We start from the raw sequence: 18,135 nt of genomic DNA, 5'->3' as shown, positions 1-18,135 counted from the left end.
CAATGGTCACTGGGTGGAGGTTTCGGTTGGGGCAGGCTCAGTCGTTTCGGGCGGGGTTGTGGATTCGGGCGGGGGCGTCGATTCCGGCGGTGGCGTTGTCTCCGGTGGGGTGGTGGGAGTGGGGTCGGGTGACGGGGTTGTGGTTGGCTCCTCCTCAGGACCTTGGGAGATGACGTATTCCACGGTGGAACCCTCGTCGACTTGCGTGCCCTGCGCCGGGGTAACTTCTATGACGCTTCCCTCCGGAATGCTCGGGTGGTTTTCGGCTCCGATCCGGCTCGCTATGAGTCCGGCGTCCTCAATCGACTGCACTGCATCCTGTTCCTCGGCGCCAACGAGCCCGCCGGGCACTGTCACCTTGTCGTTGGAGTAGGTGACCGTGAGGGTCGTTTCGGAGGGGACTAAAGATCCTGTCGGTGAAACGCCGGTCACCGTGGACGCGGGCTGGTCGGATGCCACAGGGTTCCCGTCAACGTTGAAACCCAGTCCCCGCAGCTCGGCGGCGACTTGGTCGAAGGGTTGGCCCACGTAGTCGTCGGCGGCAATATTGACTGTTTCCGTTTCCGTCGCCGACTGCGAACTGCTTGGGCTGGTCGCTGGATCGTCCCCGCCGCCCATCAATGGGCTCAGCAATAGCCAGCCGACGACGGCGAAAAGGATCAGCACCAGCAGCGCCACCAATGGCAGCGTCCAGGGACTGCGCCGCCGCGGTCGGGACTCCTCGGGCTCTTCGGGCGGCTCCTCGTCATCTGCCACCCAGGTCCGCTCGGCTTCCACGGATTCGTCCCGGCCCATGGCGGGAAGGGTCGACGTCGCAGGCGCAGTCACCGATGGCGTAGCCTCGGTCGGCTGTTCGTTGATCGGGGTCGTCGCCGCTTCGCCCGGCGAGCCTCCGAACAGGAGCATGCCCGGCACTGCAGCTTCGGCGGCCCGCACGTCGCCGCGGCGGATGGCGTCCACCGCGTCAGCCAATGACTTCGCGTCTTTGGGGCGGTCCTCCGGAGACTTGGCCAGCATCGACATCAGCAACGCACGAACCGGGGCCGGCAACGTCTCAGACAGCTGCGGTGGTTCATCATTTACCTGTGCCAGTGCGATGGCAACCTGCGACTCACCGGAGAACGGCCGGGATCCGGCGACGCATTCATAACCTATAACCCCAAGCGAATATATGTCGCTGGAACCGGTGGCCGTTTGTCCCGTTGCCTGTTCCGGCGCCAGGTACTGGGCAGTTCCCATGACCTGCCCGGTCGCGGTGAGTGGAACCTGGTCCGCGAGGCGTGCGATACCGAAGTCGGTGATCTTCACCCGGCCATCCGGAGTGATCAGCAGGTTGCCGGGCTTGATATCCCGGTGCACAAGTCCCTGCGCGTGGGCGGCGGCAAGCCCGCGCGCAGTCTGGCCGACGATGGACAATGTCCGGTCCGGCGAGAGCACCCGTTCACGATCGATAATCGTTGACAACGGAACGCCGGGCACCAGCTCCATGACCAGATATGCGGAGCCGGCCTCCTCTCCGTAGTCAAAGACATTGGCGATACCGGGGTGGTTCAGCAGCGCTGTATGCCTGGCCTCGGCCCGAAAGCGCTCCAGGAACCCGTCGTCGCCGGTGTACTCCTCCTTGAGGATCTTGATGGCAACCACGCGGCCCAGCACCTTGTCCTGGGCCTTCCAGACCTCTCCCATGCCGCCGATCGCTATGCGATCGGTCAGCTGGAATCTGTCACCGAGAGTGATACCAGAGGTTGGTCTCACTGATTCAACACCGCCTCAAGAAGTCGCTTGGCACCTGGTCCCACTATTTGCCCGCCGGTTTGCACGTCGACGTCGGACACGACGATGGACACTACGGCCTGGGGGTCGTCAGCGGGGGCAAAGCCGGTGAACCAGGAGTTGTTTTGGCCAGGGACCGCGAGTTCGGCGGTGCCGGTCTTGCCGGCCACCTCGACTCCGGGGATCGCCGCCGACGAGCCGATACCCTCATCGACCACTCCGACCATCCACTCCGTGACCTGATTGGCGATCTCGGGGCTCGTGGGGGTGGAGAATGTTTGCGGTTCGGGCGAGCTGACTGGTTCCAGATCAGGACTGCGCACGGTGTCGACCAGCTGCGGCTTCATGATCGTTCCGTCATTGGCAATCGCGGCCGACATCATAGCGATCTGCAGCGGCGTGGTCCGCACATCCCGCTGACCGATGGCCGATTGCGCCAGCGCTGCGCCTTCCAAGTCGTCAGGGAAGACGCTGGGGGTCACCCGCAGCGGAATGGACAGCTTCTGGCCGAAGCCGAATTCCTGGGCCTCGGCCTGGATCCGCTCGCCACCCAGCTCCAGTGCGATGTTGGCAAACGGGGTGTTGCAGGATTGTTGGAGCGCAAAGGCGAACGACGCTTCGGACTGCGCGGCACAGCCACCCTGGGCGTAATTGGGAAGCGAATAACCGCCAAAGTCGATTTGCTGCGGATTCTGCAGGGTGCTGTCCGGGCTGTACTCGTCGGATTCCAAGGCGGCGACGGTGTCGATAATCTTGAACACCGACCCGGGAGCGTAGAGGTCGCCCTCAATTGCCCGGTTGTAGAGCGGATTCTTCGACGCGGAGGTGATTTGCTCGTAGTTCTCCACTACTTCGCTGGTGTTATGCCCGGCCAGTTTGTTGGGGTCGTACGTGGGCGTGGACGCCATAGCCAGAATGTCGCCGTTCTCCGGATCCATTACGACGACGGCGCCCGAGTGGTTGCCCAGCACATCGTGGGCGATTTTCTGCAGCTCCGGGTCAATGGTCAACCCGACCGAGTAGCCCCGGGGTTGGTTGCCCGAAAGCATCGCCATGGCACGGTCAATAAACAATTCGCTGGCCTCGCCGGAGAGCTCCTCGCCCATCACGTCTTCCAGCGCCGTAGCACCATAGACCAGGGAGAAATAGCCGGTCAGATGAGCATAGAGGCCTCCGGGATCGTACACCCGCTGGTAGTTGAACTGATCATTGGAGGGCTCGGAAAAGGCAATCTGCTTGCCGTCCACCAGAATGGACCCGCGGTCGCTGCCGAATTGCTTGTACAACTGCCGGTTGTTCCAGGCGTTGGCCTTCAACTCGTCGGCGGCGAAGAACTGTACGTAGGTCACCGCCCCGAGAACGAGGGCGAACATGGCGATGGCAATCACCCACGTATTCCTGATCGCCTGATTCATTGTTTCTTCACCGCCTCGGTGGCTGCTCCATTGGTCGAATTCTGCTTACTTGTCTCCGCCACGGGATGCTGGGTAGCGGCCGTGAGATCGTCGTCGGGCAGCGGCCCGCGCGCCACCGGGCGTCTGGATGCGTCGGAAATCAGCAGCAACAGCGCAATGATGATCCAGTTGGCCAGCAGCGAAGACCCTCCGGCGGACATGAACGGCGTCGTTAAACCGGTCAGCGGAATCAGCCGGGTGACTCCGCCGATCACCACGAAGCACTGCAGCCCGATCACGAAGGACAGGCCGGTTGCCAGCAGCTTGCCGAATCCATCGCGGGTACCCAACGCTGCCCGGAATCCGCGGGTCACCAGCAGCACGTACAGCATGATGATGGCCGACAGCCCGATCAGTCCCAGCTCCTCACCGAAGGCGGCGATGATCATATCGCTGTTCGCGTAGGAGACCAGGTCCGGACGGCCCTGTCCCAGGCCAGTGCCGGTGAGACCCCCGCTGGCCAGACCGAACAGGCCTTGGACAATCTGGCCTGAACCACCCGGTGCGCGGTTGTAGACCTCCGGATCGAAGGCATTGATCCAGCTGTCGATGCGCAGCGCGACGTGTGAAAACAGTTGCATCGCCACGAATCCGCCGACGGCGGTCAGGCCCAGACCGATCAGTACCCAACTGACACGGCTGGTCGCCACATAGATCATGGCCATGAACAGCCCGAAGTAGAGGACGGACGAGCCGAGGTCGCGTTGGAAGACGAGCACCCCGATGCTCACCAGCCAGGCGGCCAGCATCGGGCCCAGGTCCGCGACCCGCGGAAATTGCAGCGGCCCGACCTTCTTTCCGGCCAGCAGGATCAGGTCCCGGTTGGTGGATAAGTAACCGGCGAAGAATATAGCCAGCGTGATCTTCGCGACCTCGCCGGGCTGGAATGAATATCCGGCAACCATGATCCAGATCTGGGCACCGTTGATCTGCGTTCCCAGGCCGGGCACCAGGGGCAGGACCAACAGCAAGGCACTGACGGCCAGGGAAATGTAGGTGAACCGGCGCAGGATCCGATGATCCTTGATCACCAGCAGCACCGCAATGGCGGCGATGATGGCGACAGCGCTCCACAGCAGCTGGCTGGCGGCAGCGGATTGGCCGGTGGCCAAATCGATACGGTGGATCATTGCCAGCCCGATACCGTTCAACGCCGTCACAATCGGAAGTATTACCGGATCGGCATATTTTGCCCGGAAGCGCAGCACGATGTGCACGGCAAGCACGATTCCGGTCAGCGTACCGGCCTGGATAAAGAAATCATCGTTGAAGGGCTGGTCTGCTTCCAGCCCGACCAGCATGTTTGCGCCGATGCCCGTGACGAGGGCCAGCAGCAGCAGGAGCAGTTCGATATTGCGTCGTGGCTTGGTTGCGGTCATCATTTGGCTCATGAGCCACCTCCGGCCTCGTTGGTGGCAGTTGGTTCCGGTCCGGACCCGGTGGGCGAGGCTCCCGACGTCGGGTCGCCGGTGGGTTCTGTGGATGCATTATCGGTGGGTTCCTCGGTCGGTCCTCCGGTCGGGGAGGCAGATTCCGATGGTGTGGCTCCGGGTCCGGAAGTCGACGAATCGGGGCGCGGGAACTGCAGGTCACGGACGATGCGGAACGCTTCATTGATGTCTTCGGCCGGCAAGGTCCGTTCCAACCGCTGCTGGGCATATTGCGGCAGGGACTCCACCTCGATCACCGTTTTGCTGCGCAGGGTGGAGAGGGAAATTGGCCCCAGATCCTGGGAAATACCGCGGTAGACGGCAACATGGCCCTCAAATTGACCCACGTAGTAGCGCGTCTGGGTCCAGGCATAGCCCGCCCACAGCCCGGCAGCCACAATGACGACGACGGCGGCGGCCAGCGCGACGGCCAGCAGTTTTCGACCCCGGGGACGTCGTTCAAGCTCTGCCCCTTCGACTTCTTCGGCTGTCTCCGGCGACTTGTGGGTCAACAGCATGGCCGCCCGCCGCTGGGCGGAGCGGGTGGCCGACCGTTCGGCGACCTTGGGAATCTGCCCGGTGGCAGCGGCACTCGCCGCCGACCCAACGAGCACATGCTGTCGGTTGGCCAGTTCCCGTCGCAGTACCTCGGCATTGAGGTGGTCCGGGTTGTCCGGTTCTTCCGACTCAGCGTCGCCGGCCGCGTCCGTGCCGCCGTCGGGCCGTGCCGCCGACGTGTCAGCAGCGGTTGGGGAGGTTGTTGAACCGGAATCGATGACGGTCAGGCTGCGGGTGGCGACGTCGTCCGGAGTCTTGTGCACGATGTCGGCGAGGACAACTGTGACGTTATCCGGTGATCCGCCATCGAGGGTGACCTCCACCAGCCGGTCTGCACATTCCTGCGGGTCGGAATATGCACGGACGAACTGCTCAATGGTGCGCTCATCGACCACCGCGTTCAGTCCGTCGGAGCAGAGCAGCCACCGTTCGCCAATGTCGGCGTCGAAGGTGGCCAGGTCTAGTTCGGGGCTGGCGTCCACATCGCCGAGCACCCGCATCAGAACATTCTTGTGGGGGTGGCTCTCGGCGTCTTTCGGCCGGAGGCGCCCTTCATCGATCAGCCGCTGCACGAACGTGTGGTCCACGCTGATCTGTTCAAACACGCCGTCTTTGAGCCGATAGGCCCGGGAGTCGCCGATGTGGGCAAAGTGCAGCTTGTCCCCGGACAACAGCATGGCCGTGACGGTGGTTCCCATGCCTGCCAGCGCGGGGCTGCTCCGCACCAGGTCGGCGAGCAGGGAATTGGCGGTCTGGATCTCGTCCGCCAGGGCAGTGCCTGCTTCGTCACCTTGGTAGCCATCCTCATCCAAGTGGATCATTTCCAGCACCGTCGATGCCGAGGCAATATTGCCCCCGGCATGACCGCCCATGCCATCGGCGACGACGGCGAGGTGGTGGCCGGCGTAGGCAGAGTCGTCATTCTTGGACCTGACCCTGCCCACATCCGATCGCGCTGCGAAGCGCAGGATCTTGGCCACGGTCAGGGCCTCAACTCGATGACTGTCTTACCGATGCGGACAGGGACTCCCGGCTCTACGGGCGCGGCACGGGTCAGTTGTGTATCGGCCAGATAGGTGCCGTTGGTGGAGCCGAGGTCTTCGATGAACCAGCGGCTGCCTTGGGGGAAGAGCCGCGCGTGGCGGCCGGATGCGTAATCGTCGTCGAGCACCAGCGTGGATTCCTGGGCACGGCCGAGCAGAATCGGGCTGGATGCAAGTTCGACGGTCGTGCCCTGCAGCGGGCCTTCGATGACCACCAGTTCACGCAACGGACGCCGGCCGGACTGCGGGGCGGGAGCCGCGACCTCCGGATGTTTACGCGCCTGCCGCGCCGTGGGAGCCCCGGTGCGGGTGCGCCTGCCAACGGCCAGGTCCCGCCGCAGAGCCGTGACGATGCTGAAGATCAGCACCCATAACAGGAGCAGGAAGCCGAAACGCAGGGCCGTGATGGTTAGTTCGCTGATTTCCGGGCTCACCCGCGTCCCCCACTCCGCGCCGGCAGCAGGCGGAACCTGAGCTTGGTGCGGCCCATGGAAATGGTGGCGCCGTCCGTCAGGTCCACTTCGCCGTCGATCCGCTGGCCGTTGACGTAACTGCCGTTCGTCGAGCCAAGGTCCACAGCCCGTGTGCGCCCGCTTTCGCTGCGGATTTCGAGGTGCTGCCGGGACACACCTGTGTCGTCGACCATGATGTCGGCCTCGGAAGAGCGGCCGAGGATGATGGAGGCAGCATTGAGCGAATACCGCTGCCCATTCATATCGAGCACCGGCTGCAACTGGGTGGGCTGGCGCGCCGGCGCGTTGGGGCGCTGCTGCCGGGGCGCCGACTGGGCCGGGCTGCCACCGGATTTCTCGGTCCGTGACTTGATCTCGAAGACGCCGGCTTTGAGGTCGGTGTCGCGCGTGAAAGAGACGCGGACGGGCCCCTGCACGGTGTAATTCTGGCTGTTCACGTGGCGGATGACGACGTCGCACAGCTCCTCGGCCAGTGACGAACCCCACTCTTGGGCACGCTCGAAATCCGGGCCGCTGAGCCTGGTATCGAAAATGTTGGGCGCCAGCGTTCTGCCGGCATCGACCGTCATCGCCTTGTTGTCGAGTTCGCGCCGCAACCGACTGGCGATCTCCACCGGCTGAACCTCGGCCTTGGCACCATGTGAGAAGGCCCCGCGGACGACCCGCTCAATGCCGCGTTCCACGTTGTCCAACAGGCCCATTGCGCTCCCTCCTCACGGTGATCGAATCGTGCCCGGCGCCGCGCTGCCTGCAATCAAGCAGCGGCCGCCGGAGACCGGCATACCAATACTTCAAGCGGGCCCTTGCCACGCCTGACTCTTACAGATACTACTTGCGTCAGTGACAATTGACCTTAAACGCTAACGAATCGCAACCCTGATTTGTTCTTCCACTGCCCGGGTGTTGACTCATCTCACACAGACTAAGGGTTATGGCCGTTTATGCATGTGAGGCACGGATCGGTTATGCTGGATTGCGCTGTCACGAAGGTTTGTGGCGGTCCGATGCGCGAGTGGCGGAATAGGCAGACGCGCTGGCTTCAGGTGCCAGTGTCCGCAAGGACGTGGGGGTTCAAGTCCCCCCTCGCGCACCAGCGAGTGCAAATGGCAGGTGCTCCGGTCTTCGGATCGGGGCATTTTCCATGTGCAGGCCGTTGTGCCCCGTTGCACGAACCGGGTCTGGAAACATGGGTGCATGGCCAACGATGCCGCGCACCCGGAGCCGGGACACCCGGAATCGCAGTGGGACCGGGGACCGCTACCCGATACAAACCAGCACCCGGTGGACACGCCGCCACCGGACCCGCCCGCCGACTGGTTTGTGCTGCTTGATCGTATCGAGGCGGAAGTGCGGCAACTCGAGGAGCACCGGCAGGCCTGGCGTGCGTTACTCAGCGCCTGCGATGCCGGACCCACCGTGTCCGACGCCAGCGCTTGCAGCAGCCCGACTGTGTCCGGCCGTACCGTGTCCAAGCCCACCGTCTCCGGTGGTTCCGGTTCCGCCTGGATCGGGCACCTATACTTCCGCAGCCAAGCCCTCGGCGTCCGGAGAATGGTCGACGGCGATCGGCGGGCCGGGTCCTTCAAGCGGCTGCTGGGGCATCTCGACTCGGAGGTGCCCCGATCCGACCTCAGGACCCTGGAATCCTCCTGCAACGGTATTAAACGGTATGTGGACCAGTACGTCACCCATGCCCAGCTCGATCCGGACGCCGCAGCCCCCGCCGATGCCGACGTCGACGCCGCCATCGATGTGCTGCAACAGCTGCTCGGAAAGTACACGCGGCTGCTGCGGCCAGGCCCCCGGCACGCCGGGGACGAGCGTCTGTAGTGTAATTTCGCCTTATGAGCAGTCCCTTCCCCGACCCGGTCAATCAGCCGTCCAGGTCACGCCACCGCAGCGACCGGACACTGAGGCTTGCCAATCCTGTCCAGACGGGCGCTGCCGACGGCATCACGCGGCCGGCCTGGGGTTTGCCCGATGCTGCTCTGGGGCTGCTGGCATTTATGCTCGTACCGCTCGCCGGCGGAGTGCTGGTTGCCGTGCTGGGCGGTGGCCAACTGACTCCGCCGCTGATACTGCTCTCGCTGGTGGTGGTGTGGGTGACGATTCTGGGCGTCTGCCTGCTGGTGTCGAGGCTGCGCGGTTACGGTTCGTTGGCCAAGGACTTCGGACTGCGCTTCAAATGGATCGACATCGCGATTGGAATCGGCTGCGGAATTGTCGCCCGGTTGATGATCCTCGGGCTGACTGCGCTGCTGGTGTTTCTGTGGCCGCCGCCGGACGGGCACATGCCGACGACGAACATCGGTGTGTTCCTCACCGGCGATACCCTCTGGTTGATCATTAATGCGTTCATCGGCGGCGTGTTGATTGCGCCTGTGCTCGAGGAGTTGTTCTTCCGCGGGTTCATCCTCCGCGCGGTGCAGAATGCCTGGTGGTTGCGCCGGCAGAAGCCAATGCCGGCGTCGGCCCCGGTCGCTGCGCCGCCGATGAACGCGGTGCCGTCCCGGATCCGCCAGGCTGTCCCGGGCCGTTCCCTGAAGGCAGCGTCGACGGCGGCCGTGCTCATCAGTGCGGTGGTCTTCTCACTGGTGCACGCCGGTTCCGTCCCGGACCTCTATTCCACCGTCATCCTGCTGGTGTCCATCTTTGTGATGGGCATTGTCTGTGCCACGTTGACGGTGCTGACCGGACGGTTGGGCCCGGCCATCGTGACGCATATGGCCTTTAACGGCATCGCCATGGTGCTGGCGCTGGTGCTCAATATCGGTTGAGCATCACGCGCCCTTCTTCTGTCCCGACTTGCTCTTGGTGCTGCGGCTCTTCGACTTCGTGCCCGTGCCGGACGTGGACCCGGACTCCCCTGATGACGTGGATGAGCGGGATTTCGACGTGCCGGACGGGGAGGGCCCGGATTCGGACGGTTCCCCTTTGTCTTCCTCTCCTTCCTCTTCAGCTATTGTTCCCGCGTCCCGGTTCTTCTCCACGCTGCGGCGCAGTGCCTCCATCAGGTCCAGCACCTTCGCGCCCTCTTCTTCCTTCTCGCCGGTCTCACCGAACGTCTCCTCGGTGTCGAAGCCCTCGCCCTTTTCAAGCTTGGCCTCGACCAGCTCCTGCAGCTGCTCCTGGTACTCGTCGTTGTAGTCCTCGGGCGTGAAGTCGCTGGAGAACGAGTCCACCAGGGCCGACGACATCTGCAATTCCTTGTCGGAGATCTTCACCTTCTCGTCCAGCGACGGGAACGACGCCTCGCGCACCTCGTCCTCCCACAGCAGGGTCTGGACCACCAGCACCTCGTCACGGACCCGCAGCGCCGCAAGCCTGCTCTTCTGCCGCAGCGTGAATTTCACGATCGCCGTGCGGTCCGTCTGCTCCAGCGTCCGGCGCAGCAGCACATAGGCCTTGCTGGACTTGGAATCCGGCTCCAGGTAATAGGCCCTGTCGAACATCAGCGAATCCACCTGGTCGCTGGGGACGAATTCGACGACGTCGATCTCCCGGCTCTTCTCCACCGGCAGCGAGTCGAAGTCCTCGTCGGTGAGCACCACGGTGCGGTCGCCGTCGTCGTACGCCTTGTCGATGTGCTCGTACTCGACCGTTTCGCCGCAGACCTCGCAGCGTCGCTGGTAGCGGATCCGGCCGCCGTCCTTGTCATGGACCTGATGCAGGCGGATATCGTGGCTTTCGGTGGCGCTGTAAACCTTCACCGGGACATTGACCAGCCCAAAGGCTATCGCGCCCTTCCAGATGGCTCGCATACCTCTAGTGAACACCTCGCATGGCTCTAGTCAACACCAAGGGTGCTTACTAGGCTAGAGGTCCGGCGACATTTGGAGATTTCAGCATGGCTAAAACTGACAACCGACAGGTGGTCACCGTCGAAGGCCGCCGGATCAGGCTCACCAGCCTGGACAAGGTGATGTATCCGAAAACGGGCACCACCAAGGCCGACGTGCTCTACTACTACGGACAGATCGGCAGGTGGCTGATTCCCCACGCTGCCCACCGGGCGGTCACCCAAAAGCGGTGGGTCAACGGCGTCGGCACGGCCGAGGAGCCCGGGGAGGTCTTCTTCCAGAAGAACCTGGAGGAAAAGTCGACCCCCGACTGGGTGCCCCGGCAGTCCATGACGCACAAGACGAGCACCAACTGCTACCCGCTGGTCAACGACCAGGCGACCCTGACCTGGCTGGCGCAGATGGCAGCGTTGGAACTGCATGTGCCGCAATGGAAGTTCGACGACGACGGCGGCGGCCGTGGCAGGCCGGACCGGATGGTTCTCGACCTGGATCCGGGAGAAGGGGCCGGGCTGGTCGAATGCGCCGAAGTGGCCAGTCTGGCGCGGGCGATACTGCAGGACATGGGACTGGAGCCGATGCCGGTCACCAGTGGCTCCAAGGGTATCCACCTGTACACGGGGCTGAAGCCCGGCCAATCGTCTCAAGACATCTCCGCCGTCGCACATGAACTGGCCCGCGCTTTGGAGGCCGACCACCCCGACTTGATTGTCAGCGACATGAAGAAGACGCTGCGCAGGGGCAAGGTGCTTGTCGACTGGAGCCAGAACAATGCTGCGAAGACCACTATTACTCCCTATTCGCTGCGCGGGAGGCTGCATCCCATGGTCGCCGCCCCCAGGACGTGGGAGGAACTGGACGGCGAAGGCCTGCAGAACCTGGACTATAAGCAAGTGCTGGAACGGATGGAGACCGGCGAGGACCCATTGGCGGCGCTGTCCGCCGGGTCTGTCGGCGGGAAAGCCCCACGCCGGGCCAACGTGCCGGCAGGGGAAAAGCCCGAAGCGGAGAAATCGCCTGCGGCCTGGACATACGACCGGCTGACCACGTACCGGAGCATGCGGGACCCGGAGAAGACCCCGGAGCCGGTGCCGGACGAGGTGGCTCGCGCGGAGGCGGGTCGCACCTTTGTCATCCAGGAGCATCACGCCCGGCGGCTGCACTGGGACTTCCGGCTGGAGCGGGACGGCGTGCTGGTTTCGTGGGCGCTTCCCAAGGGTGTGCCGGCCGATGTGAAGAAGAACCATCTGGCCGTGCAGACCGAGGACCACCCGATTGAATACGGCAGCTTCGAGGGAACGATTCCCAAGGGGGAGTACGGCGGCGGGGACGTCTCGATTTGGGACGCCGGCACCTATGAGCTGGAGAAATGGCGTGACGACAAGGAGGTCATCGTCACGCTCTACGGCCAGTCCGACGGCGGACTCGGCGGCCCTCGCAAGTATGCGCTGATCAACACGGGAGGAGGGGACGATGCGAAGAATAACTGGCTCATCCACCTGATGAAGGACCAGCCTTCCGAATCCGGCGCCGGCCGGAACAAGAAGGACCAGCCTTCCGAATCCGGTACCGGCCGGAACAAGAAGTCCCAGCCTTCCGAATCCGGTGCCGGACCGGACAACACCGACCTGCCCGGCGATGACCCCGGAAAGCAACCACCCGACGTCGTGCCCATGATGGCGAAACAAGGGAGAGTCGAAGATATCGCCGATGAGGACGAGTGGGCCTTCGAAATGAAATGGGACGGCATCCGCGCCATCGCCACCGTTTATCAAGGCAAGCTCAGCCTGACCAGCCGCAACGGCAACGACCTGACGGTGTCCTATCCGGAGCTGGAGGAGTTGGCGGACCTGCTGGGCAACAACACGGCCGTGTTCGACGGCGAAATCGTCGCCCTGAACACGGCCGGACGGCCGGACTTCGGGCTGCTGCAGACGCGGATGCAGCTGAGTCGCACATCCGACGTCGAACGGGAGGCGAAGAAGACCCGCGTGGAATTCATGGTCTTCGACCTGCTCTATTTCAACGGCACCTCGCTGCTGAAGGAAAGTTATCGCGACCGGAGGCAGGCACTCGACGTCGTCCTGCCAGAGCCCTCCGGGAACCCGTCCGGTGGCCCTTCCAGCGGCCCTTCCACCCGCTCCAGCACCGGCCACATCCACGTTCCGCCCGCCGTTGAAGCTTCGGCCGCCGACGCGCTCGACTCCAGCCGACAGCTGGGATTGGAGGGAATCATGGGCAAGAAGTATTCCTCGACGTACTCCTCGGGCCGGCGCAGCGCCAGCTGGATCAAGATCAAGAACCAGCTCACCCAGGAAGTGGTGATAGGCGGCTGGCGGCCGGGCAAGGGCAGCCGCGCCAAGCAGATCGGTTCGCTGCTGATGGGGATCCCCGACGGCGACGGCCTGCACTATGTGGGGCGGGTCGGCACCGGTTTCAGCGAACAGGAACTGGACGCGTTGACGGTGAAGCTGCAGAAGCTGGAAAGGAAAACCAGTCCCTTCGATGAGGTCCCCAAACCGGACGTATCGGATGCGCACTGGGTCACCCCCAAGCTGGTGGGGGAGGTCCGCTATGCCGAGCAGACGTCGTCGGGCAGGCTGCGCCAACCGGCGTGGAGAGGATGGCGGCCGGACAAGGAACCCGAAGAAGTGGACCTCGAGGAGCAGGTGACGGAATGACTACTGAGGATCAGGCGAACACGGGTCCAGCTGATCCAACGGGACCCACAGAATCGGCCGGGGATCGGGCCGGCGGCCCTACATTGGACGTACTGCATGCCTGGTGGCGGGCGGCGAACTACCTGTCGGTGGGACAGATTTACCTGCGGGACAACCCGCTGTTGCGCCGACCGCTGGAGGCGTCCGACGTCAAGAGCCGGTTGCTGGGCCACTGGGGCACGACGCCGGGGCTGAACTTCATCTATGCGCACTTGAACCGGTTGATCGCCCGGCGGCAGCAGCAGATGCTGTTCATCACCGGGCCGGGCCACGGCGGTCCGGCCAACCTCGCCAACGCCTGGCTGGAGGGGACCTATTCGCAGATCTACTCCCATGTGGGACAGGACGAAGCCGGGTTGGCCGAACTGTTCAAACAGTTCTCCTATCCCGGCGGCGTGCCCAGCCACGCGGCACCGGAAACCCCGGGATCAATTAATGAGGGCGGCGAGCTGGGCTATTCGCTGGCCCACGCGTACGGGGCGGTGTTCGACCATCCGGAGTTGATCGCCGCCTGCGTGATCGGCGACGGGGAGGCCGAAACCGGCCCACTGGCCGGCAGCTGGCACTCCAACGCGTTCCTGGATCCGGTCCACGATGGCGCTGTGCTGCCGATCCTGCATCTGAACGGATACAAGATCGCCAATCCCACTGTGCTGGCCCGGATGCCGGATGAACGGCTGGCCAAGCTGATGGAAGGCTACGGATACCGGCCGCATTTCGTCACCGTCACCGACCCCGACGACGTGATGGCGGCGCACCAGGACTTCGCTGCGACGCTGGACAGCTGCGTCGACGATATCCACCGAATCCAGCAGGACCGGCGCCACGATACCGGTGGCCACCACTGGACAGTTGGTTCGGACGGGACCGCAGCACACGACGATGAGCCGGACACGCACGGCACACCGGGCTGGCCGATGATCATCCTGCGCTCGCCGAAGGGCTGGACCGGCCCCGAAGAGGTGGACGGCAAGCAGGTGGAAGGGACCTGGCGGTCACACCAGGTGCCGCTGTCCGGACTGCACGAGAATTCGGAGCACCTGGCCCAGCTGGAACGGTGGCTGCAGTCCTATAAACCGGATGAGCTCTTCACGGCTGAGGGTGCGCTTCGGAGTGAGATCGCATCGCAGGCTCCGCCCGGCGACTTGCGGATGAGCGCGACGCCGTACGCCAACGGCGGCCGCATCCTGCGGGACCTGACGATGCCCTCCTTCGAAAGGCATGCCGTCGACGTCGCCGCTCCCGGCCGTGAGCGGATCAGCGCCATGGTGAACCTGGGCACATGGCTGGCCGCCGTCGTCGAGCTTAATCCCACCAATTTCCGGATGATGGGCCCGGATGAGACTGCATCCAATCGGCTGCAGGAGGTCTATAGCGCTACAGACAAGGTCTGGGAAGCCGGAACGGACGACGCCGACGAGCACTTGGCGCGGTCCGGCCGGGTGATGGAGGTGCTCAGCGAGCATCTCTGCCAGGGGTGGCTGGAAGGCTACCTGCTGACCGGGCGGCATGGGATTTTCAACTGCTACGAAGCGTTTGTGCACATCGTCGATTCGATGTTCAACCAGCATGCGAAATGGCTCAAGGTGCATCAGCAGCTGCCCTGGCGGCAGCCGATCGCTTCGCTAAACTACCTGCTCTCCTCCCACGTCTGGCAGCAGGACCACAACGGGTTCTCCCACCAGGATCCGGGTTTTATCGACCATGTGGTGAATAAGAAGGCGGAGGTGGTGCGGGTTTACCTCCCGCCGGACGCGAACACCCTGCTGGCCGTCGCCGACCACTGCCTGCGCTCGCGGGACCACGTGAACGTCATCGTCGCCGGCAAGCAGCCGGCGCTGACCTGGATGGCCCCGGAGGAAGCGAAACTGCACTGCGCCCGCGGAATCGGCGTGTGGGACTTTGCCGGCCACGAAATATCCGGTGAGGAGCCCGACGTCGTCCTCGGTTGCGCCGGTGACGTGCCGACGGTGGAAGCGGTCGCGGCCGCCCAGCTGCTGCACGAATCGGTGCCGGCGTTGAAGGTGCGGGTGATTAACGTCGTCGACCTGATGCGGCTGCAGGACGAGAAGGAGCACCCGCACGGGTTGTCGCACCGCGACTTTGACGGGTTGTTCACCTCCTCCAAACCGGTGATCTTCGCCTACCACGGGTACCCGTGGCTGATACACCGGCTGACCTACCGGCGGACCAACCACCCGAACCTGCACGTGCGCGGATATATCGAAGAAGGGACCACCACGACGCCGTTCGACATGGCAATGCTCAACCGGATTGACCGGTACCAGTTGGCGATCGACGCCATCGACCAGATCCCGGGAATGGCAGCGCGGGAAATCGGCGCACGTCAACAATTGCAGGACCGGAGGCTGAAGGCCTGGCAGCACACCAGGACTTATGGCGAGGACGCGGACGAAGTCACGGCCTGGACGTTAGGCGGCGATGCAGCGACATAGGTTCACGCCGACTGGTTCGCTTAATTGCTGCGGTGCTGTATTCTTCAGTCGCCGCGGTCGGCCTGTTCCCTCAGTCTTCGCGCGCCTCGCGGGTTTCACGCTCGTTGGCCCTCTGCAGAGCCTCAACCAGTTCGTCCTTGTCCATATTGGACCGGTCCGGAATGTCCATCTCCTGAGCCAAATCGTATAGATGTTCCTTGGACGCATTGGCATCCACGCCGCCGGCGGTGTCCCTGGAGGTGTTCTTGCCGCCTTCGGCCTGCTCGTCGGAGGGCCCACTCTCGTCCTTCGGCTCCCAATGGTCGCCGACCTTTTCATGCGTATGTTTCAAGGCGTCGTACGCCACTCGGTGGGCCCGCTCCTCGTCGCCGTACTGTTCTTCGGCCGAATCCAGCGCCTTGGCGAAAGTTTCCTGGGCCTTCTTATCCGAGCGCTGCAGAGTGCTCGGCAGTTCGTCCACCTTAACGTTGCCGTTCTTGTCGGTCTTAGGCATCTGAGCTACTCCTTCCGTTCCGGCCGACGTCGGACTCCCTCAAGGTTATAAGCTTACTTATTATGCTGCAAGGGTTGCGCTTCTCCGACCGCCGCGCCCCGGCGTCTGGCCCTGCGGTCGGCTATGGACATCTGGCCCGGCGGGCGGCCGTGGTCATCCGGCCCGGCGGGCATTCTGTGGGTGCCTCGGCGTAGGCTTTAGCCATGAGCAATACCGAGCTCGTACCCAGCGAAATGTTGTGCGGAGCTGCAGAGCCGACATCCGACGTCGAAATCCTCGTCCCGCGCGATGTCCCGCTCGGCGGCCCAAGAGCGATGAATGTGCGCAGGACGTTGCCGCAACGGCAGAAGAGCTTGATTGGCGCGTGGTGCTTCCTGGACCATTACGGGCCGGACCAGGTGGCTGATTCCGGCGGGATGAAAGTGCCACGGCATCCGCACACCGGGCTGCAGACCGTGAGCTGGCTGTTTACGGGTGAAGTCGAGCACCGGGATACCGCGGGTTATCACGCCATCGTTCGGCCAGGTGAATTGAACCTGATGACTGCGGGATATGGCATCAGCCATTCAGAGTTTTCCACGGAACAGACACAAATTCTGCACGGTGCGCAGTTGTGGATAGCGCTGCCGGAGCAGGCCCGACATAAGGATCCCGGCTTTGAGCACTACGGTCCGGAACCCATCGACGGAGACGGTTGGACCGTGCGGGTGTTCCTGGGTTCCCTGGCCGGGAGCACTTCTCCCGTGGCCACCCATACTGCTTTGTTGGGTGCGGAAATCCTGGTCGACGCCGGAGCTGAAGTGGATCTCGACATCAATGCCGCCTTCGAGCACGGTGTTTTGCTGGATGCAGGGGAGCTTCAGGTCAATGGCCATGATCTTGCGGCGGATCACTTGGCGTACTTGCCTGTGGGGAGTGGCCGGGTATCGCTGAAGGCCGGGTCCGAACCAGTGTGTGCGCTGCTGATTGGTGGAGAACCGCTCGGCGAGCAAATTGTCATGTGGTGGAACTTTGTTGGACGCAGCCATGAGGAAATCGTCGAATACCGGGCCCAATGGCAACAGGAAATCGGCGTTGATGATGCAGACGCGGCGGGTCGAAAGCCTGCAACTGATACGGCGCCGCGATTCGGGTCTTTCCCGGCCGACCAACCTTCCCCGCTGCCTGCTCCTGCACTTCCGAACGCGCGAATGCGGCTGAGAGGCTGAACGGGTGGGCTGGCTGGTTGCCAGGTTGCCTGTTGCCTGGAGACTTCGGCCCGCAAAACGGATGCGAGTTCAGGGATTCGTTATCATTTAGTTATCTAAAGCCGTCGAAATCTTCTAATAATGTCAGTGGTCGGTGGTTGACTATTTTTATGACGGTTCGAGTGGGTGTTGACGACGACGGTGGTGGCCGGCCGGGTGCCAAGGGCCGCAGTGCCTTTGACGACGACGGCGGTGGCCGGCCGGGTGCTGGTGCTGGTGGCGCGGGTGCTGGTGGTGAGTCGGTGTTTGAACCGTTGTTGGTGACGTTGTTTTTGGAACGTGACGTGGTTCGTGGCGCGGGGTTTAAGGACAAGGCGGTGCTGGCCAGGGGCATTATCAACGGGCTGACCCGCCTGGATCCTGAGGCGTTGGATTATCGGCAGGCGGTGAATCTGCTGGACGAGGCGTCCAAGCTTGTCTCGGCCGCCGAGGCCCTCAAAGCTAAAGCGGTTTCGCGGGTGTGTGCCACGGCCGGGGACCGGGTCGATGAGCAGGATGTGTTGCCGCCGTCCGGTCCGGATGCTGACCAGTTGGCGTCGATGGTCGCCGAGTCGGAGATCGGCACGGTGCTGGATTTGTCCAAGCGGGCGACCGACCGGTTGGTCCAGCACAGTCGTCTGCTCACGACCGGCCTGCCGGTCACGTTGGACGCGCTGGCGCAGGGGGTGTTGCATCCGGATCAGGCTGA

The 18,135-nt window shown here is 63.6% G+C and carries 13 protein-coding genes, 1 tRNA gene and 1 pseudogene; 7 read left to right on the top strand and 8 right to left on the bottom strand.

From position 1 onward, the window contains the following. Nucleotides 1–6 precede the first annotated feature (6 nt). The 6 genes from H535_RS26895 to H535_RS0119900 are packed head-to-tail and all read right to left on the bottom strand — an operon-like array spanning nucleotide 7 to nucleotide 7,432. On the bottom strand, nucleotides 7–1,755 hold the full coding sequence (locus H535_RS26895; RefSeq protein ID WP_081416839.1) for a protein kinase domain-containing protein: 1,749 nt from the start codon (nucleotides 1,753–1,755) through the stop codon (nucleotides 7–9). After that, a complete protein-coding gene (locus H535_RS0119920; protein WP_026820929.1) occupies nucleotides 1,752–3,188 on the bottom strand; it encodes a peptidoglycan D,D-transpeptidase FtsI family protein in 1,437 nt (478 codons plus the stop codon). Before H535_RS0119920 ends, H535_RS26895 begins: the two co-directional genes overlap by 4 nt. Next, nucleotides 3,185–4,618: an FtsW/RodA/SpoVE family cell cycle protein gene (locus H535_RS0119915; RefSeq protein WP_026820928.1), complete on the bottom strand. Its 1,434-nt coding sequence runs from the start codon at nucleotides 4,616–4,618 to the stop codon at nucleotides 3,185–3,187. Before H535_RS0119915 ends, H535_RS0119920 begins: the two co-directional genes overlap by 4 nt. Beyond that, complete coding sequence (locus H535_RS26890; protein WP_245580396.1) at nucleotides 4,615–6,195, bottom strand: protein phosphatase 2C domain-containing protein; 1,581 nt, start codon at nucleotides 6,193–6,195, stop codon at nucleotides 4,615–4,617. The genes H535_RS0119915 and H535_RS26890 overlap by 4 nt, the downstream gene beginning before the upstream one ends. A gap of 2 nt (nucleotides 6,196–6,197) precedes the next feature. After that, entirely contained in the window at nucleotides 6,198–6,680 is a 483-nt protein-coding gene (locus H535_RS0119905; protein ID WP_026820927.1) for an FHA domain-containing protein FhaB/FipA, read from the bottom strand. Nucleotides 6,681–6,688: 8 nt separating this feature from the next. Then, nucleotides 6,689–7,432, bottom strand: coding sequence for an FHA domain-containing protein (locus tag H535_RS0119900; protein WP_026820926.1), 744 nt, complete (start codon nucleotides 7,430–7,432; stop codon nucleotides 6,689–6,691). A 305-nt stretch (nucleotides 7,433–7,737) separates the two neighbouring features. Between H535_RS0119900 and H535_RS0119895 the strand changes: the two genes are divergently transcribed. From H535_RS0119895 to H535_RS0119885, 3 genes are all read left to right on the top strand, one after another. Next, a tRNA-Leu gene (locus H535_RS0119895) sits at nucleotides 7,738–7,824 on the top strand. A 101-nt stretch (nucleotides 7,825–7,925) separates the two neighbouring features. Then, on the top strand, nucleotides 7,926–8,561 hold the full coding sequence (locus H535_RS0119890; RefSeq protein ID WP_026820925.1) for a hypothetical protein: 636 nt from the start codon (nucleotides 7,926–7,928) through the stop codon (nucleotides 8,559–8,561). Between the two features lie 14 nt (nucleotides 8,562–8,575). Then, nucleotides 8,576–9,508 (top strand): CPBP family intramembrane glutamic endopeptidase, encoded by a 933-nt coding sequence (locus H535_RS0119885; RefSeq protein ID WP_026820924.1) that lies wholly within the window; start codon nucleotides 8,576–8,578, stop codon nucleotides 9,506–9,508. Nucleotides 9,509–9,511: 3 nt separating this feature from the next. On the opposite strand, the gene ku is transcribed toward H535_RS0119885, so the two are convergent. Then, nucleotides 9,512–10,492 carry a non-homologous end joining protein Ku gene (ku, locus tag H535_RS26885; RefSeq protein ID WP_035770292.1) on the bottom strand — a complete coding sequence of 327 codons (981 nt, stop codon included), beginning with the start codon at nucleotides 10,490–10,492 and terminating at the stop codon, nucleotides 9,512–9,514. Between the two features lie 86 nt (nucleotides 10,493–10,578). Between ku and H535_RS0119875 the strand changes: the two genes are divergently transcribed. Together H535_RS0119875 and H535_RS26880 are read left to right on the top strand one after the other, a co-directional pair. After that, nucleotides 10,579–13,212 (top strand): ATP-dependent DNA ligase, encoded by a 2,634-nt coding sequence (locus H535_RS0119875; protein WP_026820923.1) that lies wholly within the window; start codon nucleotides 10,579–10,581, stop codon nucleotides 13,210–13,212. Further along, nucleotides 13,209–15,707, top strand: a complete 2,499-nt coding sequence (locus tag H535_RS26880; protein ID WP_081416838.1) for a phosphoketolase family protein — start codon at nucleotides 13,209–13,211, stop codon at nucleotides 15,705–15,707. The genes H535_RS0119875 and H535_RS26880 overlap by 4 nt, the downstream gene beginning before the upstream one ends. Nucleotides 15,708–15,777: 70 nt before the next feature. On the opposite strand, the gene H535_RS0119865 is transcribed toward H535_RS26880, so the two are convergent. After that, nucleotides 15,778–16,200 (bottom strand): ChaB family protein, encoded by a 423-nt coding sequence (locus H535_RS0119865; RefSeq protein ID WP_026820922.1) that lies wholly within the window; start codon nucleotides 16,198–16,200, stop codon nucleotides 15,778–15,780. Nucleotides 16,201–16,403: 203 nt separating this feature from the next. Between H535_RS0119865 and H535_RS0119860 the strand changes: the two genes are divergently transcribed. Both H535_RS0119860 and H535_RS26875 read left to right on the top strand, forming a co-directional pair. Then, complete coding sequence (locus H535_RS0119860) at nucleotides 16,404–17,408, top strand: pirin family protein (RefSeq protein ID WP_026820921.1); 1,005 nt, start codon at nucleotides 16,404–16,406, stop codon at nucleotides 17,406–17,408. 149 nt (nucleotides 17,409–17,557) lie between these two features. Beyond that, nucleotides 17,558–18,135, top strand: a pseudogene (locus H535_RS26875) (hypothetical protein); the annotation flags it as partial.

This window comes from Arthrobacter castelli DSM 16402, assembly GCF_000430705.1.
GTDB classification, from domain to species: Bacteria; Actinomycetota; Actinomycetes; order Actinomycetales; family Micrococcaceae; genus Arthrobacter_C; species Arthrobacter_C castelli.
Note: the sequence above shows the minus strand (reverse complement) of the source record. Positions and strands in the feature narration are given on the sequence as shown.